Consider the following 25,793-nt stretch of genomic DNA (forward strand, 5'->3'; position numbering starts at 1 on the left):
TGGACCCGCGCCATGATCGCGCTGGATCCAGGATCGAGTGGCATCGGTGCATGAGCGAGGCCACTACTTCCCCGCTCGAGCGTGATCATGGTTCTGCGATGCGCTCGCAGGCCAGGCGTGGACGGGCCGGCGGCCGTCAGACGGGGTCGGTGTCGGGCCCCGCGCCGGACGGCTCGAAGAGGTGGGCGAAGGCGGCGAGGTTCGCTGTCGACTCGCCGCGCTTGACCCGCCACTCGTACTCGCGCCGGATCGAGCTGCCGAAGCCGATCTCCAGCATGATGTCGAAGGACTCGTCGGAGTAGGTCAGCACCGAACCGAGCAGCCGGTCCAGCTCGTCCGCGTCCACACCGGCCGGGTTGACCCGCCCGGTCAGGTACACGTCTCCGACCGCGTCGGTGGAGAACGAGACCCCGTACATCCGGGCGTTGCGCTGCAACAGCCAGGCCCACAGCTCCTCGCGCCGCTCGTCGGGCTGGCGCATCACGAACGCCTCGATCCGCAGCGCGTGCTCACCGATGATCAGGTTGCAGATCGTCTTGAGCTTGTGGCTGCCCGGCAGGGTGACCGCGTACGAGCCGGGGCCGGTCGACTCCCAGGCCAGCTCACGTTCGGCACAGACCGACTCGATCAGGGTCGCAAGATCGCTCTTCGGGCTCACCGGACCCACTCTACGACCGACCCGGCCCACGCACCCGCTGACGACCGGCCCACGGTCACCACCGCCACAGTCGGCGCAGCATCACCACCCGCCCGAGCGGCCCTCGGTCACACACCGGCCCGACCGACGCGTGCGTCACCACCGGCAGGGGGGGCGCGAGTCACTACCGGCACGGTCGGCGCGCGGGTCACCACCGGAGCGGTCGGGGCGGCGTCACCAGGAGCAGGAGAGGGCTGGGCCTCCGGCCAGGTCGGCGGCGAGGCGGGCCCGGCGGGCGGCGATCGCCTCGCCGTAGACGTCGAGCAGGCCCGAGACCGTGCGGTCCCAGGAGAAGTGCCGGGCGTGCTGCGCGGCGCCGCGGGACAACCTGGCCCGCAGGGCACGGTCCGGCAGGAGGCGGCCCAGGGCGCGGGCCCAGTCCACCGGGTCGTGCCCGTCGATGAGCACCCCACTGGCGTGGTCGCGCACGGCCGTGACCAACCCGCCGACGGCGGCGGCCAGCACCGGCGTACCGCAGGCCTGCGCCTCCAGGGCGACGAGCCCGAAGGATTCGTTGTGCGACGGCACCGCGACCAGATCGGCGGCCCGGTACAGGGCCGGCAGGTCGTCGCCGGTGCGCGGCGGCAGGAAACGGACCCGGTCGGCGACTCCGAGCGTCGCGGCCAACTCGATCAGGGCGGTCGGCCGGTCCAGCCCACTGCCGCTGGGCCCGCCGCAGATCACCACTGTCACCTCGTCGGCCAGGACCGGATCACGCTGACGCAATGCGGCGATCGCGCGGATGAGCACGTCCGGCGCCTTGAGTGGTTGGATCCGACCGACGAAGGCCACCACGTACCCGTCGACCGGCAGACCCAGCCGGCGGCGGGCGGCGCGGGCGGCCACGAACCGGTCGCCCGACGCGGGCCGGAACCGGGCCAGGTCGACGCCCGGCTGTACGACGGAAACCTGGTCGGGGGCGGCGTCGTACCGCTCGACGAGGTCGCGGGCCTCCACCCTGGTGTTGGCGACCAGCCGGTCGGCCTCGGCGACGACCTGCTCCTCGCCGATCACCCGAGCCTTCGGTTCCGGTCGGTCGTCGGCGGCGAGCTGGGCGTTCTTGACCTTCGCCAGGGTGTGCGCGGTGTGCACGAGCGGCACTCCCCAGCGCTCCTTGGCCAGCCAACCGACCTGCCCCGACAACCAGTAGTGGGAGTGGATCAGGTCGTAGTGCCCGGGTGGGCGGGACGCCTCGGCACGCAGCACCCCGGCGGTGAAGGCGCAGAGCTGGCCGGGCAGCTCCTCCTTGGTCAGCCCTTCCAGGGGACCGGAGGTGATGTGCCGGACCTGCACGCCGGGGGCCATCTCGACCACCGGGGGGAGATCACCCGAGGTGGCCCGGGTGAAGATCTCCACCTCGACGTCGGCCTCGGCGAGCCGCCGGGCGACCTCCAGGATGTAGACGTTCATCCCGCCGGCGTCGCCCGTGCCGGGCTGGTGCAGCGGAGAGGTGTGCACCGACAGGGTGGCGATGCGGCGGGGCCGGGGCCACGGTCGGGCACCTCGCTGACGACCGACACCGGTGTGCAGTTCCGCCACGTCCGCTCCTTCAGTCACGGTTAATGCCGTCTCGCACGACCGGCGCTTCTCGGTCAACCTGTACGCCGGATGTCATCTTCCCCATCGGGCTACGGAAATGCGTCGGCGCGGCCGGCCGGGGTGACGGACCTCATCAACCGGCGGCCCGCGCGACGGAGCCCCGTGCCCGATCGCAGGGCTTCGGACGACCGGGGCGACAATGACGAGATGACCTCTGTCGCCATCGTCACCGGAGCGTCCAGCGGGATCGGAGCAGCCACCGCCCGCCGGCTCGCCGCCGAGGGTTTCCACGTGCTCGCCGCCGCCCGCCGCGCCGAACGGCTCGCCGGCCTGGTCGCCGAGATCACCGCCGCCGGCGGGCAGGCCACCGCGGTGACCTGCGACGTCACCTCGGACGAGTCGGTGGCCGGGTTGGCCGAGGCCGCCGCCGGTGCGCCCGGGCCGGTCACCCTCCTGGTGAACAACGCAGGCGGAGCGCGCGGGCTGGACCCGGTGGAGTCCGGCTCGGTAGCCGACTGGCAGTGGATGTACGACGTGAACGTGCTCGGCACCCTGCGGGTCACCCAGGCGCTGCTGCCGGCGCTGGAGGCGTCCGGTTCCGGCACCATCGTGGTGGTCTCCTCCACCGCCGGCCTGACCGTGTACGAGGGCGGCGGCGGCTACACCGCGGCGAAGCACGCGCAGACCGCCATCGCCGGCACGCTCCGCCTGGAGCTGTGCGGCAGGCCGCTGCGGGTCATCGAGATCGACCCCGGAATGGTGAAGACCGAGGAGTTCGGGCTGGTCCGCTTCGAGGGCGACGCCGATCGGGCGGCCGCCGTCTACGCCGGGGTGCCGGGGCCGCTGGTCGCCGAGGACGTCGCCGACTGCATCGCCTGGTGCGCCACCCGCCCCGAACACGTCAACATCGACCGACTGGTGGTCCGGCCGCGGGCGCAGGCGGCGCAGCACAAGGTGCACCGGGTCTCCTGAGTCGGGGACCGGACCCATGAGCGGGGCTCCACGACGCCGGCCGCTCGGCGTGGTCACCCGGGGCACGACCAACCCGAACCGGCTGCGCCGGGTGGACAACTGGATCGTCGCTACCTGCGCCGACCGGCTGCGGGCGGCGGTCGATCCGCTGGTGGTGGACCTCGGGTACGGCGCCACGCCGGTGACCGCCGTGGAGTTGCGGGCCCGGCTGGCCGCCGGGGTCCGTCGGGACGTACGCCTGGTCGGGCTGGAGATCGACCCGGCGCGGGTGGCCGCCGCGACCCCGGCCGCCGACCCGCCGGGCCTGACCTTCGCCCGGGGTGGTTTCGAGTTGGCCGGGCTCCGGCCGGTGCTGGTCCGCGCGTTCAACGTCCTGCGCCAGTACGACGAGAGCGAGGTGGCCGACGCCTGGCGCACGATGACCGCAGCGCTCGCTCCGGGTGGGGCGCTCGTCGAGGGCACCTGCGACGAGCTGGGCCGGCTGGCGAGCTGGCTGCTGGTCGACGCGGACGGGCCGCGGACGTTGACCCTGGCCGCGAAGCTCACCACGCTGGGGAGTCCCGCCGAGTTGGCCGAGCGGCTGCCCAAGGCGCTGATCCACCGCAACGTCCCGGGTGAGGCGGTGCACGACCTGATCCGGGCCCTGGACGACGCCTGGCAGGCCGCAGCCCCGTACGCCACCTTCGGCCCCCGCCAGCGCTGGTTGCGGGCCGTGGGCAGGCTGCGGGACGACGGCTGGCCCGTGCGCGACGGCCCGCACCGCTGGCGGCACGGCGAGCTGACCCTCTCCTGGCCCCTCCCGCGCACGCACCCCTGACCCCGCGATCTTGCACTTTCGGTCGCCGTTTTGCCCGATTACATCCGTTATGCCACGACAGAAACTGCAAGATCGCGGAGCGGTGTGGGGGGTGGGGGGTTACAGGGCGCAGTTGATCAGGACCGGCTCGGGGTGCAGGGTTACGCCGAGGCGGTTGTGCACGGTGTCGCGGATGGTGCCGGCGAGAGCCAGCAGGTCGCTGGTCCTGGCGGTGCCGCTGCGGTTGGTCAGGGCCAGGGTGTGCTTGCTGGAGATGGCCACCCCACCCTCGCCGGGGTGGCCCTTGGTGAAGCCGGCCTTGTCGATCAGCCAGGCCGCGCTCACCTTGACCAGGCCGTCCGCCCCGGGCCAGGACGGGGGCTCGCCCAGGTCGGTGGAGCGTTCCAGGAGCTGCTCGTACGTCGCCCGGTCGAGCACCGGGTTGGTGAAGAAGGAGCCGACCGAGCGGGTGTCGGGATCGGCGGCGTCGAGCACCATGCCCTTGCCCGCGCGCAGCCGCAGCACCGCAGCCCGCGCGTCGGCCAGTGGCACCCGCTCGCCCACCTCGACTCCGAGCGCCCGGGCCAGCTCGGCGTAGCGCACCGGGCCGGACAGCGGCGAGCGGGTGAGCCGGAAGTCGACCGAGAGCACCACCCAGCGGTCCTGGTACTTGAAGATGCTGCCCCGGTAGGCGAACCCGCATTCGGCCGCGGGGACGACCCGACGGGTGCCGTCGAGCCGGTCGTACACCTCGACGCCGGTGATCGTCTCGGCGACCTCCTGGCCGTACGCGCCGACGTTCTGGATCGGGGTGGCGCCGGTGGAGCCGGGGATGCCGGAGAGGCACTCCAGGCCGGCCCAGCCGTTTCCGATGGTCGCGGCGACCAGGTCGTCCCACGGCTCGCCGGCCTCGACGCGTACGGTGACCGACCCGGCATCTTCGGTGAGGACCCGCAGGCCACCCGAGCGCACCAGCACGACAGTGCCGGGGAAGCCGGCGTCGCCGATCACCACGTTGCTGCCGCCGGCCAGGACGAGGATCGGCTCGTCCGCGACCTGGACCGCCTGGATGATCTCGTCGGCGCTGGTCGCGGCCACGATCCGCCCGGCCGGCCCGCCCATCCGTAGCGTGGTGTAGCCGGCCAGTGGACCCGGAATGGCACGATCGACTTCGGTTGTCGGCTGGGCGGAGGCGTCTGACACGTCTTTCACCTTAGGCTGATGGGCAGCCGTGGCACCCACTGGTGGTCCGGCACCCCCGGGAGGATGGCGATGAGCAGATTGCAGGGCAGCAAGGACTTCTGGATCGGGGCACTGCGGGCCGAGGGCCCAGCGTTCGCCGCGGCGGTCGCCGAGGCGCCGCCCGAGACACCCGTGCTGTCCTGTCCGGGCTGGACAGTCAATGATCTCACCCTGCACCTCGCGGGCATCTACCACTGGGTTTATTCCTTCGCCGGCTCCGGAAAGAACGAGGTGCCGGCCCGCCGGGACACGTCCGTGGCGCCGCCCTCCGGGCTGAGCGCGCTCCAGCTCTGGCAGCAGGGGTACGACCAGCTGATGACCCTCTTCGACGGGCTCGACCCGGAGGCGCCGGCGTGGAACTGGGCGCCGCAGCCGAAGAAGGCCGGCTTCTGGCCGCGCCGGATGGCGCACGAGACGGCGGTGCACCGCTGGGACGCCCAGCTCGCCATCGCCGCCGGTGAACCGGTCGAGGCCAAGCTCGCCGCCGACGGGGTGAGCGAGGTGCTGGACACCTGGTTGCCGGCCGGTCGGCGGCAGGTGAAGGGCGACTGGCACGGGGTGGTGCAGCTCGCGGCGACGGACGCGGATCAGGAGTGGTATCTGCGGTTGCGCGGCGAGGGGGTGGCGCTGCTCGACACGGCGACCATCTTCGACCACGACGATCACCACGCCCGCGCGCAAGTCAGCGGCACCGCGAGCGATCTGCTGCTGGCGCTCTGGGGGCGGGTGAGCTTCGAGACCCTCGACGTCACGGGTGACCGTGTGCTGCTCGACGGCCTGCGTACCGGCTGATCTGACACCGGGCGCGGCCCGGTCCACGTTGACGAGGGCGTCACCCCGACGGGGGTGACGCCCTCGTCGTGCGTCGGGTGTCGCCGACAGATTCGAGAGAGCGCTCTCTTGACAGTGCCCGGAGAACCCTCCACCCTGACGTGAGAGCGCTCTCTTGGCCTTCTGCCACCACCTGACCACCTTGAGAGAGGTCCATATCCGATGGCTGTCCTTCCGCGCCGCCGCCTCGCCGCGGTGGCCCTCGCCGCCACGACCGCCCTGCTCGTCACCGCCGGCTGCGGCGGCGGCGACGACGCCGAGGCGGACGGGCCGATCACGCTGACCGTCGACGTCTTCGGCCAGTTCGGCTACGACCAGCTCTACCAGGAGTACATGGCCGCGCACCCCGACGTGAAGATCGTCGAACGGGGCACCGGCAGCAACCTCGACGAGTACTCGCCGAAGTTGACCCAGTGGCTCGCCGCCGGCCGGGGCGCCGGTGACATCGTGGCCATCGAGGAGGGCCTGCTCGTCGAGTACAAGGCCAACCCCGGCAACTTCGTCAACCTGCTGGACCACGGCGCCGCCGACCTCAAGGGCAACTTCCTCGAATGGAAGTGGAACGCCGGCCTGACCCCCGACGGCAAGCAGCTCATCGGCCTCGGCACCGACGTCGGCGGCATCGCCATGTGCTACCGCAAGGACCTCTTCGAGAAGGCCGGGCTGCCCACCGAACGGGACGCGGTCTCGAAGCTCTGGCCGACCTGGCAGGACTACATCGCCACCGGCGAGAAGTTCGTCGCGGCCAAGACCGGCGCGTCCTTCCTCGACGCGGCCACCAACACGTTCAACACGATCCTCCTGCAGACCGCCGGCAACACCACCGGCTACAGCTACTACGACACCAACGGCAACGTCGTCGTCGACAGCAACCCGGCCGTACGGCAGTCCTGGGACACCACCATGGACATCATCGACTCGGGACTCTCCGGCAAGTACGGCTCGTGGTCCGAGGAGTGGGTGTCCGCCTTCAAGCAGACGAAGTTCGCCACCATCGCCTGCCCCGCCTGGATGACCGGTGTCATCGAGCAGAACTCCGGCCCGGCCGCCAAGGGCAAGTGGGACATCGCCCGGGTGCCCGGCAACGGCGGCAACTGGGGCGGGTCGCACCTCGCCGTGCCGAAGCAGAGCAAGCACCAGGCCGAGGCGATCGAGCTGGCCAAGTTCCTGACCAGCGCCAAGGGCCAGATCGGCGCGTTCAAGGCCAAGGGTCCGCTGCCGTCCTCGCCGCAGGCGCTCGACGACCCGGCGATCGCCGGCTCGACAAACGCGTACTTCTCCGGAGCGCCCGTCGGAACGATCTTCGGCACCGGCGCGAAGAGCCTCAAGCCGGTCTACATGGGCCCCAAGAACCAGGCCGTCCGCACCGAGGTGGAGAACGCCGTACGGACCGTGGAGCTGGGCCAGCGCAGCCCGACGCAGGGCTGGACGGACGCGGTGACCAACGCGAAGAAGGCCGCCGCCAAGTAGCCCGAGCCAGCGTGCGGGCGGGCTCCTGGGGAACCGGGGTCCCGCCCGCGCGACGGAAAGGAGTCCTGAGGGCATGACCGTCCAGCTCGACGCCCGCCCCCCGGTCGCACCGACTGCCGGGCAACCCCGCCGATCCTCGGGTCGGCTCAGCCGGCTCGACACCCGCTTCTCGCCGTACCTCTTCATCGCCCCGTTCTTTTTGATCTTCGGAGTCTTCGGGGCGTACCCGCTGGCGTACACCTTCTGGGTCTCGCTGCACGACTGGGACCTGCTCGGCACCGACCACCCGTTCGTCGGCGCGGAGAACTACACCCGGCTGCTGGCTGACGCCGACTTCTGGCACGCGCTGGTCAACACGATGGGCATCTTCGTCATCTCCACGGTGCCGCAGCTGCTCGCCGCGCTCTGGCTGGCCAACCTCCTGAATCGGGGGCTGCGGGCGCGTACGGGCTGGCGGATGGCGGTGCTCGTTCCCAACGTCACCTCCACCGCCGCCGTGGCGATCGTCTTCGGGGTGCTCTTCGGCCGCGAGTTCGGCATGATCAACTGGCTGCTCGACCTGGTCGGGATGGACGCGATCGACTGGAAGTCCAATCGGATCGCCTCCTGGGTGGCCATCTCCGCCATGGTCGACTGGCGGTGGACCGGCTACAACGCGCTGATCCTCCTGGCCGCGATGCAGGCCATCCCCCGCGACCTGTACGAGGCGGCGGCGATCGACGGCGCGAGCCGCGCCCGGCAGTTCTGGTCGGTCACCGTGCCACTGCTCAAACCGACGATCATCTTCTGCACGATCATCGCCACCATCGGCGGACTGCAGCTCTTCACCGAACCCCGGATGTTCAACTCCGGCACCAACCCGATCCGCGGCGGACCGCTGCGCGAGTCGCAGACCCTGACCATGTACATGTTCGAGAACGCCTTCGCCCCGCACTACAACTTCGGGTACGGCTCGGCCGTGGCCTGGCTGCTCTTCGCGCTCATCGCGATCGTCGCGGCGGTCAACGTGCTGATCCTGCGCCGACTCGGCGGCGGGGCCGGCCCTCGAAAAGGAGCAACCCGATGAGCCGGCTCTGGCGGGCGAGCCCGCTCACCTACCTGGCCCTGATGTTCGCCGCCATCCTGTCGATCTTCCCGATCTGGTGGATGTTCGTCATCGCCAGTCGCAGCAACGACGCGATGGGCCAACTGCCACCCCCGGTCACACCCGGCGGCAACCTGGGCGCCAACATCGCCCGCCTGTTCGACAACACCGACGCGTACTTCCTGACCGGGCTGATCAACTCGACGATCGTGGCCACCACGGTCACCGTCTCGGTCGTGTTCTTCTCCAGCCTGGCCGGGTTCGCCTTCGCGAAGCTGCGCTTCCGGGGGCGCAACGCGCTGCTGTTGGTGATCATCGCGACGATGATGGTGCCGACGCAGCTCGGCGTGATCCCGCTCTACCTCCTCATGACCAAGCTGCAGTGGAACGACAGGCTGCCCGCGGTGATCGTCCCGGTGCTGGTCACCGGCTTCGGGGTGTTCATGATGCGGCAGTACGCCGGCCAGGCCATCAGCGACGAGCTGATCGAGGCCGCCCGGATGGACGGCTGCGGCACCCCGCGGATCTGGTGGCACGTGGTGCTGCCGGCGCTGCGCCCGGCGGCCGCCGTGCTCGGCCTGCTCACGTTCATGACCACCTGGAACGACTTCCTGTGGCCGTACGCTGTGCTGAACGACCCGGCGAACCCGACCGTTCAGCTCTCCCTGCGAGCGCTGTCCGACGGGTATTACCAGGACATGTCGCAGGTGTTCACCGGGACGGCCATCGCGACGCTGCCCCTGTTGCTGGTCTTCGTGCTGTTTGGCCGCCAGATCATCGGCGGGATCATGGAAGGTGCGGTCAAGGCATGAGTGAACTCCGGTTTCCCGAGCACTTCCTCTGGGGTGCGGCCACCGCCGCGTACCAGATCGAGGGCGCGGCCCGCGACGACGGTCGCGGCCCGTCCATCTGGGACACCTTCTGCCGTACGCCAGGCAAGGTGTACCAGGGCCACACCGGTGACGTCGCCTGCGACCACTACCACCGGTACGCCGACGACGTCGCGCTGATGGCCGAGCTGGGCCTGCGGGCGTACCGGTTCTCGGTCGCCTGGCCCCGGATCCAGCCCGACGGCAGCGGCCCGGTCAACCCGCGCGGGCTTGACTTCTACGACCGGCTCACCGACACACTGCTCGACCGGGGCATCGACCCGATCGTCACCCTCTACCACTGGGACCTGCCGCAGAGCCTCGGCGACCGGGGCGGCTGGACCAACCGGGAGACCGCCGAGCACTTCGCCACGTACGCCACTGCCGTGTACGCCCGCCTCGGCGACCGGATCGACGTCTGGACCACGCTCAACGAGCCGTGGTGCTCGGCCTACCTCGGTTACGGCAACGGGGTGCACGCGCCGGGCGAGCAGGACGGGGCGGCGGCCTTCACCGCCGTACACCATCTGCTGCTCGGGCACGGCCTGGCGGCGCGGGCGCTGCGGGCGGCAGGCGCGCGCAGCGTCGGCATCACCGTCAACCCGGCCGATGTACGCCCGGCGGACCCGCAGAGCGCGGCCGATGCCGCAGCCGTCCGCCTGGTCGACGGCCTGCACAACCGGATCTTCCTGGACCCGCTGCTGGCCGGCGGCTATCCCGACGACGTACGCGAGCACATGGCCCGCATCGTCGAGCCGACGTTCATCCGCGACGGCGACGAGAAGCTGATCGCCGCCCCGATCGACCTGCTCGGCATCAACTACTACGCGCCCACCTACGTCGCCGGCCGCCCCGACGGCGACGGCGACGGCGCCTACCCGGGCACCGAGGGCGCCGTGCACTTCCTGCCGCCGGCCGGGCCGCTCACCGACATGGGCTGGATGATCGAGCCGTCCGGGCTGACCCGGTTGTTGGAGCGGATCGCCACCGACTATCCCGGTGTGCCGCTGTTGATCACTGAGAACGGCGCGGCGTTCCCCGACAAGGCGGGCAGCGACTCGCCGGCCGGTCCGGGCCAGGTGATCGACAACGACCGGATCGCCTACCTCGACGGGCACCTGCGGGCGGCGCACGAGGCGATCTCCCGGGGCGTTGATCTGCGCGGGTATCTCGTATGGTCATTCCTGGACAACTTCGAGTGGGCGGAGGGTTACCGCAAGCGGTTCGGGATCGTGCACGTCGACTACCTGACCCAGCGGCGCACACCGAAGGCCAGCGCCCGGTGGTACCAGGAGGTGATCTCCCGGAACGGGCTGTGACGAGCGGGGGAAAGTCGCGATGACCACGGCTCAGCGGCCGACGCTCGAGGCGGTGGCGGCACGGGCCGGGGTGTCCCGGGCCACCGTCTCGCGGGTCGTCAACGGCTCCACCACAGTCGCCGAACCCATCCGGGAGGCCGTCAACCGGGCGGTCGCCGAGCTGGGGTACGTGCCCAACCTGGCCGCCCGCAGCCTGGTCACCCAGCGGACCGACTCGATCGCCCTGGTCATGCCGGAGGCGGCCACCCGGGTCTTCTCCGACGACCAGGTCTTTCCCGGCATCATCCGGGGCGTCAGTCAGGAGTTGGAGGCCGCCGACAAGCAGCTGGTGCTGATGCTGGCCGGCTCACCGGCCGGGCACCAGCGGGTCGAGCGGTACACCACAGGTCGCCACGTGGACGGGGTGCTCTTCGCCTCGCTGCACGGCGCCGATCCGCTGCCGGGCACGCTGGCCCGCCTCGGCATCCCCGTGGTGGTCAGCGGCCGGCCGCTCGGCGACGTGCCCGTGCCGTACGTCGACGTGGACCACGTCGGCGGCGTCACCACCGCCGTCCGACACATGATCGACGGCGGTCGCCGGCGGATCGCCACCATCGCCGGTCCGCAGGACATGGTCGCCGGGATCGAACGGCTGATCGGCTACCGGGAGACGGTGGCCGCCGCCGGGCTGCCCGAGCTGATCGCCGTCGGCGACTTCACCCGCGAGTCCGGTGCGGCGGCGATGGACCGCCTGCTCACCGACCATCCCGACCTGGACGGGGTGTTCGCCGCCTCGGACCTGATGGCACATGCGGCCCTGCGCACGCTGCGTGCGGCCGGCCGGCGGGTGCCGGAGGACGTGGCGGTGATCGGCTTCGACGACATCGAAACCGCCGCCTACACGGAACCGCCGCTGACCACCGTCCGGCAACCGATCGTGGAACTCGGCCGGCGGATGACCCAGCAACTGCTCCGCCTCGCCGCCGGCGAGGAGATCGAGCAGTCGCTGATGCTGCCGACCGAGCTGATCGTCCGCGCCTCGGCCTGACGGGGCTGCTGCCCGCTTCAAGATCCGCACAACGTCTCTCCGGGCACAGGGGGCGCTTAATGCGTCGCTGTGGCGGGCGATCGTCGTTAGCCTCGCCGACATGCCGGATCCTGTCGCGCTGCTGCACGTCCCCGCCCTGTCCGACGTCGCCGAGTACGCGTACGCCGCCACCGTCGATCCGCCCGCCCGGCTGGTGTTCACCGCCGGCGCGTGCCCCTTGGACGCCGAGGGCCGTACCGTCGCGCCAGGTGACCACGCCGCGCAGGCCCGGCAGGTGCTGACGAACCTCTCCACCGCCCTGGACGCGGCCGGCGCACGGCTGACCGACGTCGTCAAGACCACCGTGTACGTGGCGTCGTCGCAGCAGAAGGACCTGGTGACCGTGTGGGAGGTGGTCCGGGACTTCTTCGGCGACCACGACCCGCCCAGCACCCTGCTCGGGGTGGCCGTGCTCGGCTACACCGACCAGCTCGTCGAGGTCGAGGCCGTCGCCGCCGTACGGACGGGGGCCTGACATGCGTATCCGTGTGGCGCAGCCGGACGACGCCCCGGGCGTGGTGGCCCTGCGGGCGACCGTCCACCCGTACCTGGTGCGGGGGGTCGAGTCGACCCGCAAGATGATCGCCGAACCGCCGCCCGGGGAGGACTGGACGGCGTTCGTCGCCGAGGTGGACGGCCGCGTGGTGGGGTGGGTGTCCGCCGAACGCATCGGGACGACCTCGGCGGCGAACGTCGGTGGCATCAACCTGCTGCACGTGCACCCGGAGCACCGGCGGCGCGGCGTCGGGACGGCGTTGCTGACCGCCGCGACCGACTACCTGCGCCCGTTGGGTATCCGCCGGGTACGTGCCATGGCACAGCCGGACGCGCTGCCGTTCGCCCGTCACCACGGGTACGAGCCCAGTCGGGAGGTGCGCTATTCGGCGCTCGACCTGAATCCGGCGCCAGCGCTGCCCGAGCCGCCCCCGGGCGTACGGCTGCATCCGATCGCCGACCTGGACCCACACCTGCTGTACGTGGCGGACGTGGCCTCGGCGGTGGACGAACCGGGCGACGTGCCTGTCGACGCGAAGAGCTACGAGAGCTGGCAGTACGACGTGTGGGACAACCTCGGGCTGGACAAGACGTCCAGCACCGCCGTCGAGGTCGACGGTGCGGTGGTCGCGTTCAGCCTCGTGAAGCGCGACGGCGACCGGATGTGGTCGGACTACACCGGCTCCGTCCCCGCGTACCGGGGGCGTGGGCTGGCCCGGCTGGCCAAGGCGGCGGCGCTGCACCGGGCCGCCGCCAACGGCGTCCGGATCGCGTACACCTCGAACGACGAGGCCAACGCGCCGATGCTGGCGATCAACGCCCGACTGGGCTACCGGCCCGTGGGATCCCAGTGGTCCTGCCTGGCGGAGCTGACCTGACCAGCTCCGCCGGCAGCCTCAGCCGCTGTCGCGGTCGAGGTACGGGCTGAGGACCTCGCGGGCGAGGTTGGTCGCCTCGTCCAGGGCGAGCCCTCCCTCGATCATGCGACTCAGGGCGTAGACGATCGACTGCACCAGTTCGGCCACCCGGACCGGGTCCGAGGAGCCGTGGTCGGTGAGGGCGGCGCGCAGCGGGGCTTCCAGGCGGTCGTGCATGAGTCGGCTGGAGCTGGCGAGTGTCTCGCTGCTGCCGGCCGACGCCAGCGCGCGGGCCAGCGCGTGATCGCCGCGGGCAACCAGTTGCAGGTTGCTGTCCACGTACGCCTGGATCTTCTGGCCGGGGGTGCCGGCCGCGTCCATCTGCTTCTCGACGTAGGCCGACCAGCGGGGGAACGTCTCGGTGACGAGGGCGTCGAACATGTCGGCCCGGGACTTGAAGTACGAGTAGACGCTGGACCGGGCCAGACCGGCGTGCTGGGCTACCTCGGCCAGACCAGGGATCTGCTCGGGGTGTTTCGACAGCAGGGTGCGTGCCGCGTCGAGCAGCGCGGCGCGTTGGGACGCCCGGTGCTCGGCGACGGTCGCGGCCTGGATCTTCGGCACGCCGCCCCCCTCGTTCCGGACGGGCGTGGCCGGCCGGCCTCTGCGGCCGTGCCCCACCCGTCGTCGTGGTCAGCTGCTGGCCGCGAGCTTGCCGTCGACCATCTCGTAGACGGTGTCACAGTATTGCAGGACGTCGTGGTCGTGAGTGACCATGACCACCGCCACCGACCGCTGCCGGGCCTCGTGGGCCAGCAGCTGCACGATCTCGTGACTGCGTGCCCGGTCCAGCGCCGCCGTCGGTTCGTCGACCAGCAGCACGCTGGGCTCGGTGACCAGTGCCCGCGCGATCCCGACGCGCTGGCGTTCGCCGCCCGACAGCTGGTGGGGGCGCCGGCCGGCCTTGTCCGCCATACCGACGTCCGCGAGCAGTTCCAGCGGGTCCCGGCCGGACCGCTGGGACCGCGGCCCCAGCCGCAGGGGCAGCCGCAACTGGTCGGCGGCGGTCAACGCGGGCAGCAGGTTGCCCGACTGGAACACGAACCCCACATGCCGGCGGCGCAGCTCCGTCCGCGCACGGCGACTCGGAACTGTCATGTCCTGACCGGCCACGGTGACGGTCCCGTGGCCGGGCCGGGCCAGGCCGCCAGCGACGGCGAGCAGGCTGGACTTGCCCGCACCGGACGGACCCACGACCGCGGCGAGTTCACCGGGTCGCACCGTCAGGTCGACGTCGTCGAGCGCCTGCACGGTCTCGGCGGCGTTGCCGTGCCGCAGGGACACCGCACGCATCACCAACCCGAGCCGTCCGGGTGCGTCGTCGGCGGGTGTGGTCGAAGCGGTCGGAGCGGGACGGCTGCTCATCGGTTTCCTCCCAGAGCGGTGGCCGGGTCGACAGAGGTGATGCGGATGACCGCCGCGCCGGCTCCGATCAGGCCGAGGACGACGAGGCCGACCCCGGCCGCGGAGATGCTCGGCATGCTCAGAGCGAACGGGATACCGCTGCCGGTGATGAGGGCGCCGAGCGCGAGCCCGATGCCCACGCCGACGGCGACAGCAGCCGCCAGCAGCACGAGGGCCTGCGTCAGCGCGTCGCGCAACACCCAGCCGGTCGAGGCGCCCAGCGCCCGCAGGACGGCCACCTCGGGCTTGCGCTGGATCGCCCACACCGCGAAGAACGCTCCGGCGACCAGCGCCGAGATCGCGTACAGGAATCCCTGGATCAGTTGCAGCGTCGTCGTCTCGGCGGTGTATCCCGGCGAGGCGCCGTAGGACTCCTTCAGGGTCAGGCTCTCGGTGCCCGCCGCGGTGTCCCCGGCGGCCAGGTCGACGGACTTACCGTCGTCCGCGCGGACCGCCACGGCAGTGATCTCCGTTGCGGCGCGCTGCGGCAGCGCCGCGCCGGGGGCGGTGCCGGACTTGATGGCCTGCCACGCGGCCAGCGGCACGTACGCCACGTCCACGTGCCCGAAGGTGTCCTGCTGCTCGGTGACGCCGACGACCCGCAGCCGCGTGCCGAGCCGGTCGATGGTGACCGTGTCGCCCATCCGCAGGCCCGCGTCCAGCGCCGTGGGGCTGACCACGATCCCGTCCTCGGTTCCCAGTCGCTCACCCTGACTGACCGACGGCGACAGGAACGAGTCGGGCTGGACTCCGAACAGCGCCAGGTCGATCTCCGTTCCCCGGTCCGTACGCGTGTTCACCAGCGTGTTGCCGAAGGGTGCCGCATCCGCGACGCCCGGCTGGGCAGACCATTCGTCCACCGCCGACAGGTCCACCACGCTGCGGGAGAACGCCGAGTCACGCTGGACGTCGTGCGCGAAGGCGAATGAGGTGACCGGCAGGTTCTGCAGTCCGGACACCCCGTCGCGGACCAGCCCGACCGACAGGCCCGACAGCATCACCATCAGCACGGCGATCAGGGCGATCACCGCGCCCATCAGTGCGAAGCGCAGGCGGGCAAAGCTCAGCTCACGAATGGCGAGGAACATCAGCACCCGCCAACAGGGGTTATCGACATCATGTCGACATGTTACCAACATGATGTTGGCAAGATGGACGTGCGCAGGTGTCGCCCCCACCACACGCCATCCTGCGAAAACAGCCTGGGCGAGCTGACCGTGGACGCCAGCCAGGCCGCTAGTGATCAGGCGGGGAGACCCGCCTGCGTCGCGATCAGTCGGCTCGGCTGTCGCTGCGCGGGCGCGTCCACTCCAGGAACCGGGCGACGTACACCGCCGGGTCCGGTCGCAGGCCCAGCCTCAGCGCGTCGGCGAACGCCTCGCGCGCGAGCGTGGTCAACATGAGCAGCATCCCGACCCGATCGTCGCGCCAGCGAGCCAGCAGCGACAGCCGGGCCGCCGAACACGGCCAGTGGGCGCCGCACCGGGTACAGCGCCAGTGCGGCAGGCCCGCGTGATGCGACCGCGATCGGGGGCTCATCCGACGCACGCTGCCTGGCGGGCGTTCATCAACTGCACGCCCTCGCGCCGCACGTACAGCTCCCGCCCGGCGACCGCGTCACCCCGCGAGCCCAATTCGTACGCGTCGAGCCACACCCACCCGTCGTACGTGTCCCACTCCAACTCACGGATGACCCGCACGGTGATCGGACGCAGGAACTGCACGCTCGCGGTGGCCGACAGGCGTAGCAGGTCGCCGGCCCGGAACGTCGGTCCTGGTGCTGCGGCCATGCCTCCCCCTCCGGTGGACTAGGAGGGGCCGCCCCTGAGTGCTCGCCCACGGGACGGCCCCGGCCGACACCGCCGCCGGGCTACACCTCCACCAGCAGTGCCGCTCACCTGCCACCCTGCCGAGCGGAGCTGGACGGCTACACCCCGTAGATATACGTTCGGTAGACGTTAGGGACGTCCAGTGGGAGGCGACCATGAATCAGGCGCTACGGGCTGCACTGGCGGACTCGGGCGAGACTGTTGAGAGTCTTGCCGAGCAGGTGGGAGTAGATCCGAAGACGGTCACACGGTGGGTCACGCCGGGTAGAGTTCCCCATCCCCGCCATCGAGCGGCAGCGGCGAGTGTCCTGAAGGTTGAAGTGAGGGACATTTGGCCGGACGTTTTGAAGCGCCGTGAGCCGGCGTGGCTGCGGCCATGGGTCGAGACAGAGCTTCAGGCGACCGCTCTCCGCGCGTTCCAGGTATCGGTGATTCCCGGTCTGCTACAGACGCCGGAGTACGCAACTCTGGTCCTCAGCAGCGGGTTGTTGGACGCGGACGAGGTTGCGGGTTACGTGGAGACGCGGCTTCGCCGGCAGGCAGCCGTCCTTAACCGGCGGAAGCCTCCGCTGTTCATCGCGGTCATCGACGAGTGCGCGTTGCGCCGCGGGGAGCCCGACATCATGCACCCGCAGCTGGACCACCTGATCGAAATGGCGCAGCGGCCCAACACCTTCCTCCACGTGTTACCGCTTGACGCGGGCATGCACGCCGGACAGGCCGGACCGTTCGTCATTGCAACCACTGAGGATGGCGACGTGGGATATCTCGACGATCAGGCATCGGGCCGGCTGACCAATGAGACAGCCCCACTCTGGGCCATCTGGGATACGCTGCGCTCAGTGGCTCTTCCTCGCCGCCACACCATCGACTTTCTGAGGGCACGAACATGGCTGACCTGAACGACGCCGAGTGGCGTACCAGCACCCGCAGCAGCTCTAACGGCGGCGACTGCGTCGAGGTCGCCGACAACCTGCCGGGCGTCGTCCTCGTTCGGGACACCAAGGACCGCGACGGCGGCACGCTCCGGTTCGCCCCTCACACCTGGCAGGGCTTCGTCGACATGGTGAAGACCCCCGCCCTCTGAGCAGCAACGCCGACAAAGACCCTCGGGCGAGCCCGAGGGTCTTTGCACTATGCCTGGCGACCGCTGTGGCGAACTGTGGTCGCACCAGGAAACAACGAGATCTTGGACAGTTACCGTTCTGAGCGAACGGTAACTGTCCAAGATCTGCGCGGAACCAGCGGAACCAGCGCGACCGGCGCGACCGGCGCGACCGGCGCGACCGGCGCGACCGGCGCGACCGATGGTGGCGACGGGACCGGAAGCGCCGCGCGAAGCCTGTCGCGTGTCGAATCCTCGATCACGTGATGCTGACCAAATCCCTACGGTGACTCGCGACCGGTCAGGATCACGTGATCACGCTGCCGGCTACGCCGCCTCGAAGACCTCGCGGGCCGTCGCGTGCGTGTCGGCGCCGAAGAGCACCAGTCGGGCCTCGGTGACGGTTGCTGGGGAGGCCGAGCGCAGCACCGACAGCGCCTGGCGGACCGCGTCGTCGACCGGCCAGCCGTAGATACCGGCGGAGATCAGCGGAAACGCCACTGTGGACGCGCCCAGCTCGTCGGCGACCCGCAGGCTGTTCACGTAGCAGTCGCGCAGCAGTCCCGACCGGTCCTCGCCGGCCGAGAAGACCGGACCGACCGTGTGGATGACCCAGCGGGCCGGCAGGTTCCCGGCGGTGGTCGCCACCGCCTGCCCGGTGGGCAGCCCTCTGCCGTACTTGGCGGCGCGCAGCGCCCGGCACTCGGCCAGGATGGCTGGCCCGCCGCGTCGGTGGATGGCGCCGTCGACACCGCCGCCGCCGAGCAGGGACGAGTTCGCGGCGTTCACGACGGCGTCGACCCGCTGGGCGGTGATGTCCCCCTCGACCAGGGTGATCTCCACGTCAGCTCTCCTCGATCGACTGGCCGAGTGACCGGCGGGCCAGCAGGGTGGCACCGGCGACCGCGGCCGGCATGACCAGCACTGCGCCGAGCGGTATGAGGAAGCAGAGGAACACCGCCACCCCGAAGCCGAGCGCCATGGGCCGGTCCGCCTTGAGGATCGTCCGGCGTTGCGGCAGCCGCATGCCACGTCGGTAGAACGGCGCCCCGACCAGCTCGACGGCGAGGAACCAGCCACCCACCGCCGCCCCGATCACCGGCACGACAGTCTGGCCGACCACCGGGATGAAACCGGCGAAGAAGAGCGGGATGCCGACCAGCGCCGTGAGGGCCACCAGGCGTACCGAGTCGGCGAGGCTGCGGCGCAGCGACGACCAGAACGGCACGTCCACCGCGTCCGGAGTGCCGCCGAGCCGTTCCTCGACCCGCTCGGAGATCTTCTCGTAGAACGGATCGCCGATGACCAGGGTGACCGCCGTGAAGGCGAGGACACCGAGCAGGCCACCGAGCCCCAGGAAGGCCAGGCCGGCGATCACCCGGACCAGGCTGCGGCTGGTGCTCGACCAGTCGTCGGCGAACGGCGTGACAAGCGCGGCCAGGTCGTCCACGAAGTACACCAGGGTGGCGAGCAGGGCCACGAAGAGCGCACCGGAGATCAGCGCCGGCACGATGCCGAGCAGCATCAGCCCGGGGCTGCGGACATAGAGGCCCAGGCCGCGCAGGAGCAGCCTCACCCCGAGGAAGAAGCGTCCGACGACCCCGGTCACCGGGCTGGCGATTCTGCTGGCGTCCACGATCGAGCAGCCTAACCAGCCGTGTCCGAAACCGCCGGGCGGAGCGCTAGCAGCGATGCCACGCGTCCACATCAACCGATTGACGGACGGCGGCGATCCACCGGGATCGCCGGGGTCCGTCGCCGACCGGTCGATTCGCCGCCGGGCCAGCCCGACGACCCTTGAGGGGTACGAAGTCAGCGGCGGCGGAAGGCGGCACGATGCCGGTCATCGAGGTGACCCACCTGAAGAAGCGGTACGGCGATCTGGTCGCGGTGGACGACGTGTCGCTCACCGTAGAGGCCGGGGAGATCTTCGGCGTTCTCGGTCCGAACGGCGCCGGCAAGACCACCACAGTGGAATGTGTCGCCGGGCTGCGCGTCCCCGACGGGGGCGGGGTGTCGGTCCTCGGGCTCGACCCGCGCCGGGACGCGGTCCAGCTGCGGCAGCGGGTCGGGGTGCAGCTCCAGGAGAGCCAGCTGCCCGACCGGCTCCGGGTCGCCGAGGCCCTGGAGCTGTACGCCTCGTTCTACCGCAACCCCGCCGACCCGGCCGCGTTGATCGACAAGCTGGGCCTGGGCGAGAAGCGCAACACCGCGTACAAGAAGCTCTCCGGCGGTCAGAAGCAGCGGCTCTCCATCGCGCTGGCCCTGGTCGGCAACCCGGAGATCGCGATCCTCGACGAGCTGACCACCGGGCTGGACCCGCAGGCCCGCCGGGACACCTGGGGTCTCATCGAGCAGGTCCGCGACAGCGGAGTGACGATCGTGCTGGTCACCCACTTCATGGAGGAGGCCGAGCGGCTCTGCGACCGGATCGCGGTGATCGACCGCGGCCGGGTGGTCGCCCTGGACACCCCGACGGGCCTGGTGTCGGCGGTGGCTCCGGAGCAGCGGGTCCGGTTCCGGCCCTCAGCGCCTGTCGACGACCGGCTTCTCACCGACCTGCCCGAGGTGTCCGACGTGCGGCGGACCGGCGGTCAGGTGGTGGTGACCGGCACCGGTGACCTGCTGCACGCGGTCACCTCGGTGCTCGCCCGCCACCAGATCGTCGCCGCCGACCTGCGGCTGGAGCAGTCCACCCTCGACGACGCCTTCGTCGAGCTGACCGGGCACCGGCCCGTCGACTGAAAAGGGGCAAGCATGCACGCGTTCCGTCAGATCCTGAGGATCGAGGCGCGGCTCTACCTGCGCGACCTGCCGACGCTGCTCACCATAGTCGGGCTACCCACGATGATCCTGGTGGTGCTCGGGTTGATCCCCTCGCTCCGCGAGCCGGATCCGAACTTCGACGGGCAGAACTTCGTCAACTACTTCGCCCCGTCGCTGCTCGTGGTCACCCTGGCCATGGTCGGGGTGAACACGATGCCCATGGCGCTGGCGACCTACCGGGAACGCGGCGTGCTGCGTCGGCTGGCGACCACTCCTGCGCACCCGGGCGCTCTGCTCGCCGCCCAACTGGTGGTGGCCCTGGCCGCGATCCTGGCCAGCGCGCTGCTGCTGATCATCGTCGGCCGGTTGGCGTTCAGGGTGCCGCTCCCGGAGCACCCGCTCGGCTTCGCCCTGGCCTTCGTCCTCGGCACGGCGGCGCTGCTGGCGCTCGGGCTGCTGGTCGCCGCTGTGGCCCGGACGACGAAAGCGGCTCAGGCCCTGGCCGTGCCACTGTTCCTGCTCACCATGTTCTTCGGCGGGGTCTACCTGCCCCGGTTCCTGCTTCCGGACGCCGTGGCACGGATCGGTGACTACACGCCGCCCGGGGTGCAGGCGCTCCTCGACGCCTGGACCGGCCCCTCGCCGCAGCCGCTGCACCTGGCGATAATGGCGGTGATCGCCGTGACGGCCGGGGCTGGCGCAGCGAAACTGTTCCGCTGGGAGTGAGCGGGGATCCGATGACCAGCAGCGGTGGGTACGACCGGCTGACCAGCTGGCGAAAGCGCGAGGCGAACGTCTATCGCGTGTTCCCGTACGGCGGGCTGGCGCTGGGCACCCTGCTGGCCCTCGTCGCACCGGCACCCGCCAGCCCCGGGGCGGTGCTCACCGTCGCCGTCGCCGTGGCTGCCGGCTGCTGGGTCGCCTGGTTCGTCACAGTGCACCCCGACTGGCAGAGCCGGCGCAGGGTGATGGCTGTCTACTACGCCGGGCTGCTCACGTTCGCGGCTGTGCTGGTGGCGGCCAGCCCGTGGTACGGCTTCTTCGCCTGGATCGGTTACATCCACGCCTTCCCGGTGCTGCCCGGGCGTTGGCGGGTCGCCGGGATGGTCACCACTGCCACCCTCGTCGCCACCTCGCAGGGCGGCGGTCTGGCCGTGGTGACGTCGCACTGGCCACTCTGGCTGGTGCTGGTGCTCTTCAACCTGCTGGTGGCCGGCTCGGTGAGCTGGTTCGCGACGATGGCCGAGAAGGAGGACGCCAATCGCCGACGGCTGATGGCGGAACTCGGCGAGGCCAACCGTCAACTCACCGAGACGGTCCGGGAGAACGCCGGGCTGCACGCCCAACTGCTCACCCAGGCGCGCGAGGCCGGCGTGCTGGACGAGCGCCAACGGATGGCGCGGGAGATCCACGACACCCTGGCCCAGGGGTTGACCGGGATCATCACGCAACTGGAGGCGGCCGAGCAGACCCGGGACCGCTCCGCCGACTGGCGCCGGCACGTCGACAACGCGCTCGCGCTGGCCCGGGAGAGCCTCACCGAGGCCCGCCGCTCGGTGCGGGCGGTCCGCCCGGAGCCGTTGGAGACGGCCCGACTGCCGGACGCGCTCGTCGAGCTGGGTGGGCGCTGGGCGGCCCTGCACGGGGTACGGGCCGACGTGGCCACCACCGGTACGCCCCGCCCCCTGCACCCGGAGGTCGAGGTGACCCTGCTGCGGGCCGCCCAGGAGGCGCTGGCCAACGTGGCCCGGCACGCCGCCGCGTCACGGGTCGGGCTGACCCTGTCGTACATGACGGACGTGGTCACCCTCGACGTCCGTGACGACGGGACGGGCTTCGACGCCACCGGCCAACCGGCGTCCCGCGAGCCGGGCGGCGGGTACGGGTTGACCGCGATGCGGCAGCGGGTGACCCGGGTCGGTGGCGAGTTGGCGGTCGAGTCCGAGCCGGGCAACGGCACCGCCATCTCGGCGTCCGTCCCCGCGCTGCCGGGAGGTGCCGGTTGACCGCCCCGATCCGGCTGCTGATCGTCGACGACCATCCGGTGGTGCGCGACGGGTTGCGGGGCATGTTCACCGGCGACCCGGCATTCGAGGTGGTCGGTGAGGCGGCCGACGGCTCGGAGGCGTTGACCCTGGTCGCGACGGTGCGGCCGGACGTGGTGCTGATGGACCTGCGGATGCCCGGCATGGACGGGGTGACAGCCATCGGCACGTTGGCCCGCTCCGGCAGCACCGCCCGGGTGCTGGTGCTCACCACGTACGACACGGAGGCCGACGTGCTGCCGGCGATCGAGGCCGGCGCCACCGGCTACCTGCTCAAGGACGCGCCCCGCGAGGAGTTGGTCCGCGCGGTACGGGCCGCCGCCCGGGGTGAGTCGGTGCTCGCGCCGAGCGTCGCCGGGCGACTGATGGGCCGTCTCCGTACGCCGGTCGAGGAGCCGCTCAGCCAGCGTGAGCTGGAGGTGCTCACCCTGGTGGCCCGGGGTGCCTCCAATCGGGAGGCGGCGGCCCGGCTGTTCATCAGCGAGGCCACCGTCAAGACACACCTGCTGCACCTGTACGCCAAGCTCGGGGTCAACGACCGGGCCGCCGCGGTGGCCACCGCGTACGACCGGGGGCTGCTGACCCCCGGCGGGCGGTGAGCGGGGGCCGGGCAGGATGGGCTGGTGCGCGCGTCCCGACTGATCTCGCTGCTGCTGCTGTTGCAGGCGCGCGGATCGATGACGGCGGGTGAACTGGCGCGGGAGCTGGAGGTCTCCGAACGGACCGTCTACCGGGACGTGTTGGCGCTGTCCGCCGCCGGGGTGCCGGTGTACGCCGACCGGGGCCGTGCCGGCGGCTACCGGCTGCTCGGCGGATACCGGACGCGGCTGACCGGGCTGACCCGCGACGAGGCGGAGGCCCTCTTTCTCGCCGGGCTGCCCGGCCCGGCCGGCGACATGGGCCTGGCCGACGCGGTGGCCGCCGCCGAGCTGAAGGTGCTCGCCGCGCTGCCGCCGGCGCTGCGCGACGCGCCGGTCCGCGCGGGGCAGCGGTTCCACCTGGACGTGCCGGGCTGGTTCCGGGAAACGCCGCCACCGCAGTGGTTGGCCGAGCTGGCGCGGGCGGTCTGGGGAGACCGGGTGGCGCAGCTGCGGTACCGGCGCGGCGCGCAGGAGGTGACCCGCCAGGTGCAGCCGTACGGGCTGGTCCTCAAGAACGGGGTCTGGTACCTGGTCGGCCGGGTCGGCGACGACACACGCACCTACCGGGTGGACCGGGTGACCGGTGTCGAGGTGGGCGAGGAGCACTTCGAGCGGAACGAGGGCTTCGATCTGGCCGGGCACTGGCGGGAGCAGGCCGGGGAATTCCTGCGGACCATGCTGCGGGCCGAGGTGACCGTCCGGCTCACCCCCGCCGGCCTGCGCCAGCTCCGGCACCTGGTCGACGCCCCGCACGTGTACGACGAGGTGGTCGCCGCCGCAGGCGAGCCCGACGAGGAGGGCCGCGTGGTGACCCGGCTGCCCGTCGAGTCGGTAGATGTCGCGTACGCCCAGTTGCTGGCGCTGGGCCCGGAGGTGGAGGCGCTCGACCCGCCGGAGCTGCGCGAACGGATGGCGGACGCGGCACGCCGGGCCGCCGCACGCTACGACGGCCCGGCCGTGCCGTGACACCGGTCAGCGAGCCCGCCGGTGACCGTTCAGCGGGTCAGCGGTAGCCGGTGACGTCGGCCGGCTTGCCCGCGTCGACCACCTCGGTGATGTACCGGATGGCCTCCGGCTGGCTGCCGTCGACGTCGGTGAAGCCGTACACCTTCGACAGCGTCCCCGCATCGACTGACTGACCGTTCCACCGGGCCTTCTCCTCGTCGGCGGCGAGCGCGGCCACCGCGCGGCCGACGAAGGCCGGGGTCTCCGAGATGAGGAAGTGCGGGTCGGTGGCGGCGCCGTCGCGCCAGTTCTCCTCGGTGACGCCGAAGTGCTCCAGCATCGCCTCGGAGCGCAGCCAGCCGGGGGTGAGCGCGACAGCCGTGCCGCCGTGCGGCTTCAGCTCGTGCGCCTGGGTGAAGGCGAGCCGGTTGACCGAGACCTTGGCCAGGTCGTAGAAGACCGAGAGGCGGTAGTTCTCGTCGTTGTACGCCTTGGTGCCGTCGCCGATCTCCACGACCAGGCCACCGGGCTTGCGGATCAGCAGCGGCAGGGCGAAGTGGCTCGTGATGATGTGCGTGTCGACGGCCAGCCGCAGGGTGCGGAAACCTGCCTCCAGCGGCTGCTCCCAGACCGGCTTGTCCCAGGTCACCAGGGGGTCGCCGCCCCAGATGTCGTTGACCAGCACGTCGAGTCGACCCTGCTCGGCGTCGATCCGGGCGACCAGGTCGCGGACCTGGTCGGGCACCAGGTGGTCGACCCGCACGGCGATGCCGGTGCCACCGGCCGCGGTGACCAGCTCGGCGGTCTCCTCGATGGTCTCCGACCGGTCCATCTCCGAACGGCCGGCGCGGCTGCTGCGGCCGGTGGCGTACACGGTGGCGCCGGCGGCACCCAACTGGACCGCGATCTGTCGACCGGCGCCCCGCGTGGCACCGGCGACGAGCGCGATCTTTCCTGCGAGCGGTTGTGTCATGCCTCCGAGGCTGCCAGCGATACCTGACAGCCGTCGTCCGAATTTGTCAGTCCACCAGCCGGACGCGGACCCGACGGTTGGCCCGCCCCTTGCTCTCCACCTTGACCACCTGCACCTTGCCGATCTGGGCGGTGGACGCGACGTGGGTGCCGCCGTCGGCCTGGACGTCCAGGCCGACGATGTCGACGATCCGGACCTCCTGCTCGTCCGGCGGAATGAGGTTGGACTGGGTACGGATGATGTCCGGAAGGGCCAACGCCTCGGTACGCGGCAGCACCCGCGTGGCGACCGAGCGGTCGGCCGCCACCTCGGCGTTGACCAGCTCCTCGATGCGGCTCTTGAAATCCGGGGGAACCTCGGGGAGGTTGAAGTCCATCCGGGCCTCGCCCGGTTCCATGTTGCCGCCGGTGACCAGCGCCCCGAAGTCGCGGAACACCACGCCGCAGAGCACGTGCAGCCCGGAGTGCGTACGCATCAGGCGGGTGCGGCGCTCGTCCTCCACCGCGCCGACGACCTCGGTGCCGACCGGCGGCAGCGGGTCACCCTCGGCGGGGATCAGGTACGGGTCGTCGCCCTTGCGGGTGCCGACGATCCGGGTCTGCACGCCCTGCCAGAGCAGTACGCCGTGATCCGGCGGTTGACCGCCGCCGCCCGGGTAGAACGCCGAGCGGTCCAGGACGATGCCCTGCTCCGGGTCGGCGTGCAGGACCGTGCAGGTCCACTCCCGCAGGGTCGGGTCGGCGAGATCCAGCCGGTGCGTGCGGCCATGTTGTGTGACGCCCATGACA

At 71.3% G+C, this 25,793-nt stretch carries 29 protein-coding genes; 17 read left to right on the forward strand and 12 right to left on the reverse strand.

From position 1 onward, the window contains the following. Positions 1 to 136: 136 nt before the first annotated feature. Together ACLQ27_RS10480 and mshA are read right to left on the reverse strand one after the other, a co-directional pair. Positions 137 to 658: a YbjN domain-containing protein gene (locus tag ACLQ27_RS10480; RefSeq protein ID WP_425866512.1), complete on the reverse strand. Its 522-nt coding sequence runs from the start codon at positions 656 to 658 to the stop codon at positions 137 to 139. A 213-nt stretch (positions 659 to 871) separates the two neighbouring features. Continuing rightward, positions 872 to 2,236, reverse strand: coding sequence for a D-inositol-3-phosphate glycosyltransferase (gene mshA / locus ACLQ27_RS10485; protein WP_425866514.1), 1,365 nt, complete (start codon positions 2,234 to 2,236; stop codon positions 872 to 874). Positions 2,237 to 2,443: 207 nt separating this feature from the next. On the opposite strand from mshA, the gene ACLQ27_RS10490 reads away from it, so the two are divergent. Beyond that, complete coding sequence (locus ACLQ27_RS10490; RefSeq protein WP_357494720.1) at positions 2,444 to 3,208, forward strand: SDR family oxidoreductase; 765 nt, start codon at positions 2,444 to 2,446, stop codon at positions 3,206 to 3,208. Positions 3,209 to 3,224: 16 nt separating this feature from the next. Beyond that, entirely contained in the window at positions 3,225 to 4,025 is an 801-nt protein-coding gene (locus ACLQ27_RS10495; protein ID WP_234582338.1) for a class I SAM-dependent methyltransferase, read from the forward strand. 99 nt (positions 4,026 to 4,124) lie between these two features. Here the strand turns inward: ACLQ27_RS10495 and ACLQ27_RS10500 are convergent, their stop codons facing one another. After that, the gene (locus ACLQ27_RS10500) at positions 4,125 to 5,207 is read right to left on the reverse strand and encodes a UDP-N-acetylmuramate dehydrogenase (RefSeq protein ID WP_425866516.1); all 1,083 of its coding nucleotides are present in this window, start codon (positions 5,205 to 5,207) and stop codon (positions 4,125 to 4,127) included. Between the two features lie 69 nt (positions 5,208 to 5,276). On the opposite strand from ACLQ27_RS10500, the gene ACLQ27_RS10505 reads away from it, so the two are divergent. From ACLQ27_RS10505 to ACLQ27_RS10540, 8 genes are all read left to right on the forward strand, one after another. Next, on the forward strand, positions 5,277 to 6,038 hold the full coding sequence (locus tag ACLQ27_RS10505) for a maleylpyruvate isomerase family mycothiol-dependent enzyme (protein ID WP_234582337.1): 762 nt from the start codon (positions 5,277 to 5,279) through the stop codon (positions 6,036 to 6,038). Positions 6,039 to 6,239: 201 nt separating this feature from the next. Then, positions 6,240 to 7,547 carry an ABC transporter substrate-binding protein gene (locus ACLQ27_RS10510; RefSeq protein ID WP_357494726.1) on the forward strand — a complete coding sequence of 436 codons (1,308 nt, stop codon included), beginning with the start codon at positions 6,240 to 6,242 and terminating at the stop codon, positions 7,545 to 7,547. Positions 7,548 to 7,620: 73 nt separating this feature from the next. Further along, positions 7,621 to 8,613 (forward strand): carbohydrate ABC transporter permease, encoded by a 993-nt coding sequence (locus ACLQ27_RS10515; protein WP_234582335.1) that lies wholly within the window; start codon positions 7,621 to 7,623, stop codon positions 8,611 to 8,613. Continuing rightward, positions 8,610 to 9,443, forward strand: a complete 834-nt coding sequence (locus ACLQ27_RS10520) for a carbohydrate ABC transporter permease (RefSeq protein ID WP_357494730.1) — start codon at positions 8,610 to 8,612, stop codon at positions 9,441 to 9,443. Before ACLQ27_RS10515 ends, ACLQ27_RS10520 begins: the two co-directional genes overlap by 4 nt. Beyond that, positions 9,440 to 10,819, forward strand: coding sequence for a GH1 family beta-glucosidase (locus tag ACLQ27_RS10525; protein ID WP_234582333.1), 1,380 nt, complete (start codon positions 9,440 to 9,442; stop codon positions 10,817 to 10,819). The genes ACLQ27_RS10520 and ACLQ27_RS10525 overlap by 4 nt, the downstream gene beginning before the upstream one ends. 19 nt (positions 10,820 to 10,838) lie before the next feature. Further along, positions 10,839 to 11,846, forward strand: a complete 1,008-nt coding sequence (locus ACLQ27_RS10530) for a LacI family DNA-binding transcriptional regulator (protein ID WP_234582332.1) — start codon at positions 10,839 to 10,841, stop codon at positions 11,844 to 11,846. Between the two features lie 100 nt (positions 11,847 to 11,946). Beyond that, positions 11,947 to 12,360, forward strand: coding sequence for a RidA family protein (locus tag ACLQ27_RS10535; RefSeq protein WP_234582331.1), 414 nt, complete (start codon positions 11,947 to 11,949; stop codon positions 12,358 to 12,360). Between the two features lies 1 nt (position 12,361). Continuing rightward, positions 12,362 to 13,258 carry a GNAT family N-acetyltransferase gene (locus ACLQ27_RS10540; RefSeq protein ID WP_357575032.1) on the forward strand — a complete coding sequence of 299 codons (897 nt, stop codon included), beginning with the start codon at positions 12,362 to 12,364 and terminating at the stop codon, positions 13,256 to 13,258. Between the two features lie 18 nt (positions 13,259 to 13,276). Here ACLQ27_RS10540 and ACLQ27_RS10545 read toward each other — a convergent pair whose 3' ends face one another. From ACLQ27_RS10545 to ACLQ27_RS10565, 5 genes are all read right to left on the reverse strand, one after another. Beyond that, the gene (locus ACLQ27_RS10545) at positions 13,277 to 13,861 is read right to left on the reverse strand and encodes a TetR/AcrR family transcriptional regulator (RefSeq protein WP_357494736.1); all 585 of its coding nucleotides are present in this window, start codon (positions 13,859 to 13,861) and stop codon (positions 13,277 to 13,279) included. A gap of 69 nt (positions 13,862 to 13,930) precedes the next feature. Further along, positions 13,931 to 14,662: an ABC transporter ATP-binding protein gene (locus tag ACLQ27_RS10550; RefSeq protein ID WP_425866520.1), complete on the reverse strand. Its 732-nt coding sequence runs from the start codon at positions 14,660 to 14,662 to the stop codon at positions 13,931 to 13,933. Further along, positions 14,659 to 15,789 (reverse strand): ABC transporter permease, encoded by a 1,131-nt coding sequence (locus tag ACLQ27_RS10555; protein WP_357494973.1) that lies wholly within the window; start codon positions 15,787 to 15,789, stop codon positions 14,659 to 14,661. Before ACLQ27_RS10555 ends, ACLQ27_RS10550 begins: the two co-directional genes overlap by 4 nt. Before the next feature lie 184 nt (positions 15,790 to 15,973). Further along, positions 15,974 to 16,240, reverse strand: coding sequence for a flavin reductase (locus tag ACLQ27_RS10560; RefSeq protein WP_425866522.1), 267 nt, complete (start codon positions 16,238 to 16,240; stop codon positions 15,974 to 15,976). Continuing rightward, positions 16,237 to 16,491 carry a hypothetical protein gene (locus ACLQ27_RS10565; RefSeq protein WP_425866524.1) on the reverse strand — a complete coding sequence of 85 codons (255 nt, stop codon included), beginning with the start codon at positions 16,489 to 16,491 and terminating at the stop codon, positions 16,237 to 16,239. Before ACLQ27_RS10565 ends, ACLQ27_RS10560 begins: the two co-directional genes overlap by 4 nt. A gap of 194 nt (positions 16,492 to 16,685) precedes the next feature. Here ACLQ27_RS10565 and ACLQ27_RS10570 point away from each other — a divergent pair, with 194 nt between their 5' ends. Next, positions 16,686 to 17,432 (forward strand): Scr1 family TA system antitoxin-like transcriptional regulator, encoded by a 747-nt coding sequence (locus tag ACLQ27_RS10570; protein ID WP_425866526.1) that lies wholly within the window; start codon positions 16,686 to 16,688, stop codon positions 17,430 to 17,432. Next, positions 17,420 to 17,617 (forward strand): DUF397 domain-containing protein, encoded by a 198-nt coding sequence (locus ACLQ27_RS10575; protein ID WP_357494746.1) that lies wholly within the window; start codon positions 17,420 to 17,422, stop codon positions 17,615 to 17,617. The genes ACLQ27_RS10570 and ACLQ27_RS10575 overlap by 13 nt, the downstream gene beginning before the upstream one ends. Positions 17,618 to 17,962: 345 nt before the next feature. Here ACLQ27_RS10575 and ACLQ27_RS10580 read toward each other — a convergent pair whose 3' ends face one another. Both ACLQ27_RS10580 and ACLQ27_RS10585 read right to left on the reverse strand, forming a co-directional pair. Then, entirely contained in the window at positions 17,963 to 18,478 is a 516-nt protein-coding gene (locus ACLQ27_RS10580; protein WP_357494748.1) for an O-acetyl-ADP-ribose deacetylase, read from the reverse strand. A gap of 1 nt (position 18,479) precedes the next feature. Continuing rightward, complete coding sequence (locus ACLQ27_RS10585; protein WP_425866528.1) at positions 18,480 to 19,271, reverse strand: EI24 domain-containing protein; 792 nt, start codon at positions 19,269 to 19,271, stop codon at positions 18,480 to 18,482. A 200-nt stretch (positions 19,272 to 19,471) separates the two neighbouring features. On the opposite strand from ACLQ27_RS10585, the gene ACLQ27_RS10590 reads away from it, so the two are divergent. From ACLQ27_RS10590 to ACLQ27_RS10610, 5 genes are read left to right on the forward strand one after another with little or no spacing between them, the layout of a single operon-like run. Next, the gene (locus ACLQ27_RS10590; RefSeq protein WP_357494752.1) at positions 19,472 to 20,380 is read left to right on the forward strand and encodes an ABC transporter ATP-binding protein; all 909 of its coding nucleotides are present in this window, start codon (positions 19,472 to 19,474) and stop codon (positions 20,378 to 20,380) included. Positions 20,381 to 20,392: 12 nt separating this feature from the next. Then, positions 20,393 to 21,127 (forward strand): ABC transporter permease, encoded by a 735-nt coding sequence (locus ACLQ27_RS10595; RefSeq protein WP_425866530.1) that lies wholly within the window; start codon positions 20,393 to 20,395, stop codon positions 21,125 to 21,127. 11 nt (positions 21,128 to 21,138) lie between these two features. Then, on the forward strand, positions 21,139 to 22,407 hold the full coding sequence (locus tag ACLQ27_RS10600) for a sensor histidine kinase (RefSeq protein ID WP_425866532.1): 1,269 nt from the start codon (positions 21,139 to 21,141) through the stop codon (positions 22,405 to 22,407). Beyond that, positions 22,404 to 23,045 (forward strand): response regulator transcription factor, encoded by a 642-nt coding sequence (locus ACLQ27_RS10605; RefSeq protein WP_357494756.1) that lies wholly within the window; start codon positions 22,404 to 22,406, stop codon positions 23,043 to 23,045. The genes ACLQ27_RS10600 and ACLQ27_RS10605 overlap by 4 nt, the downstream gene beginning before the upstream one ends. Before the next feature lie 24 nt (positions 23,046 to 23,069). Continuing rightward, complete coding sequence (locus ACLQ27_RS10610) at positions 23,070 to 24,053, forward strand: helix-turn-helix transcriptional regulator (RefSeq protein WP_425866534.1); 984 nt, start codon at positions 23,070 to 23,072, stop codon at positions 24,051 to 24,053. 37 nt (positions 24,054 to 24,090) lie between these two features. On the opposite strand, the gene ACLQ27_RS10615 is transcribed toward ACLQ27_RS10610, so the two are convergent. Then, a complete protein-coding gene (locus tag ACLQ27_RS10615; protein WP_357494760.1) occupies positions 24,091 to 25,005 on the reverse strand; it encodes an SDR family oxidoreductase in 915 nt (304 codons plus the stop codon). 46 nt (positions 25,006 to 25,051) lie between these two features. Continuing rightward, positions 25,052 to 25,789, reverse strand: a complete 738-nt coding sequence (locus ACLQ27_RS10620) for an alanyl-tRNA editing protein (protein ID WP_007465709.1) — start codon at positions 25,787 to 25,789, stop codon at positions 25,052 to 25,054. Positions 25,790 to 25,793 lie beyond the last annotated feature (4 nt).

Origin of the sequence: Micromonospora sp. DT63, from assembly GCF_049841615.1 — a bacterium.
Taxonomy (GTDB): Bacteria; Actinomycetota; Actinomycetes; order Mycobacteriales; family Micromonosporaceae; genus Micromonospora.

Coding starts and splice junctions, on each gene's coding strand:
- ACLQ27_RS10555 (WP_357494973.1), bottom strand. CDS start 15,789: ATGTTCCTCGCCATTCGTGAGCTGAGCTTTGCCCGCCTGCGCTTCGCA.
- ACLQ27_RS10510 (WP_357494726.1), top strand. CDS start 6,240: ATGGCTGTCCTTCCGCGCCGCCGCCTCGCCGCGGTGGCCCTCGCCGCC.
- ACLQ27_RS10570 (WP_425866526.1), top strand. CDS start 16,686: ATGAATCAGGCGCTACGGGCTGCACTGGCGGACTCGGGCGAGACTGTT.
- ACLQ27_RS10590 (WP_357494752.1), top strand. CDS start 19,472: ATGCCGGTCATCGAGGTGACCCACCTGAAGAAGCGGTACGGCGATCTG.
- ACLQ27_RS10620 (WP_007465709.1), bottom strand. CDS start 25,789: ATGGGCGTCACACAACATGGCCGCACGCACCGGCTGGATCTCGCCGAC.
- ACLQ27_RS10565 (WP_425866524.1), bottom strand. CDS start 16,491: ATGGCCGCAGCACCAGGACCGACGTTCCGGGCCGGCGACCTGCTACGC.
- ACLQ27_RS10600 (WP_425866532.1), top strand. CDS start 21,139: ATGACCAGCAGCGGTGGGTACGACCGGCTGACCAGCTGGCGAAAGCGC.
- ACLQ27_RS10490 (WP_357494720.1), top strand. CDS start 2,444: ATGACCTCTGTCGCCATCGTCACCGGAGCGTCCAGCGGGATCGGAGCA.
- ACLQ27_RS10540 (WP_357575032.1), top strand. CDS start 12,362: ATGCGTATCCGTGTGGCGCAGCCGGACGACGCCCCGGGCGTGGTGGCC.
- ACLQ27_RS10505 (WP_234582337.1), top strand. CDS start 5,277: ATGAGCAGATTGCAGGGCAGCAAGGACTTCTGGATCGGGGCACTGCGG.
- ACLQ27_RS10550 (WP_425866520.1), bottom strand. CDS start 14,662: ATGAGCAGCCGTCCCGCTCCGACCGCTTCGACCACACCCGCCGACGAC.
- ACLQ27_RS10595 (WP_425866530.1), top strand. CDS start 20,393: ATGCACGCGTTCCGTCAGATCCTGAGGATCGAGGCGCGGCTCTACCTG.
- ACLQ27_RS10495 (WP_234582338.1), top strand. CDS start 3,225: ATGAGCGGGGCTCCACGACGCCGGCCGCTCGGCGTGGTCACCCGGGGC.
- ACLQ27_RS10525 (WP_234582333.1), top strand. CDS start 9,440: ATGAGTGAACTCCGGTTTCCCGAGCACTTCCTCTGGGGTGCGGCCACC.
- ACLQ27_RS10520 (WP_357494730.1), top strand. CDS start 8,610: ATGAGCCGGCTCTGGCGGGCGAGCCCGCTCACCTACCTGGCCCTGATG.
- ACLQ27_RS10560 (WP_425866522.1), bottom strand. CDS start 16,240: ATGAGCCCCCGATCGCGGTCGCATCACGCGGGCCTGCCGCACTGGCGC.
- ACLQ27_RS10515 (WP_234582335.1), top strand. CDS start 7,621: ATGACCGTCCAGCTCGACGCCCGCCCCCCGGTCGCACCGACTGCCGGG.
- ACLQ27_RS10575 (WP_357494746.1), top strand. CDS start 17,420: ATGGCTGACCTGAACGACGCCGAGTGGCGTACCAGCACCCGCAGCAGC.
- ACLQ27_RS10535 (WP_234582331.1), top strand. CDS start 11,947: ATGCCGGATCCTGTCGCGCTGCTGCACGTCCCCGCCCTGTCCGACGTC.
- ACLQ27_RS10530 (WP_234582332.1), top strand. CDS start 10,839: ATGACCACGGCTCAGCGGCCGACGCTCGAGGCGGTGGCGGCACGGGCC.
- ACLQ27_RS10615 (WP_357494760.1), bottom strand. CDS start 25,005: ATGACACAACCGCTCGCAGGAAAGATCGCGCTCGTCGCCGGTGCCACG.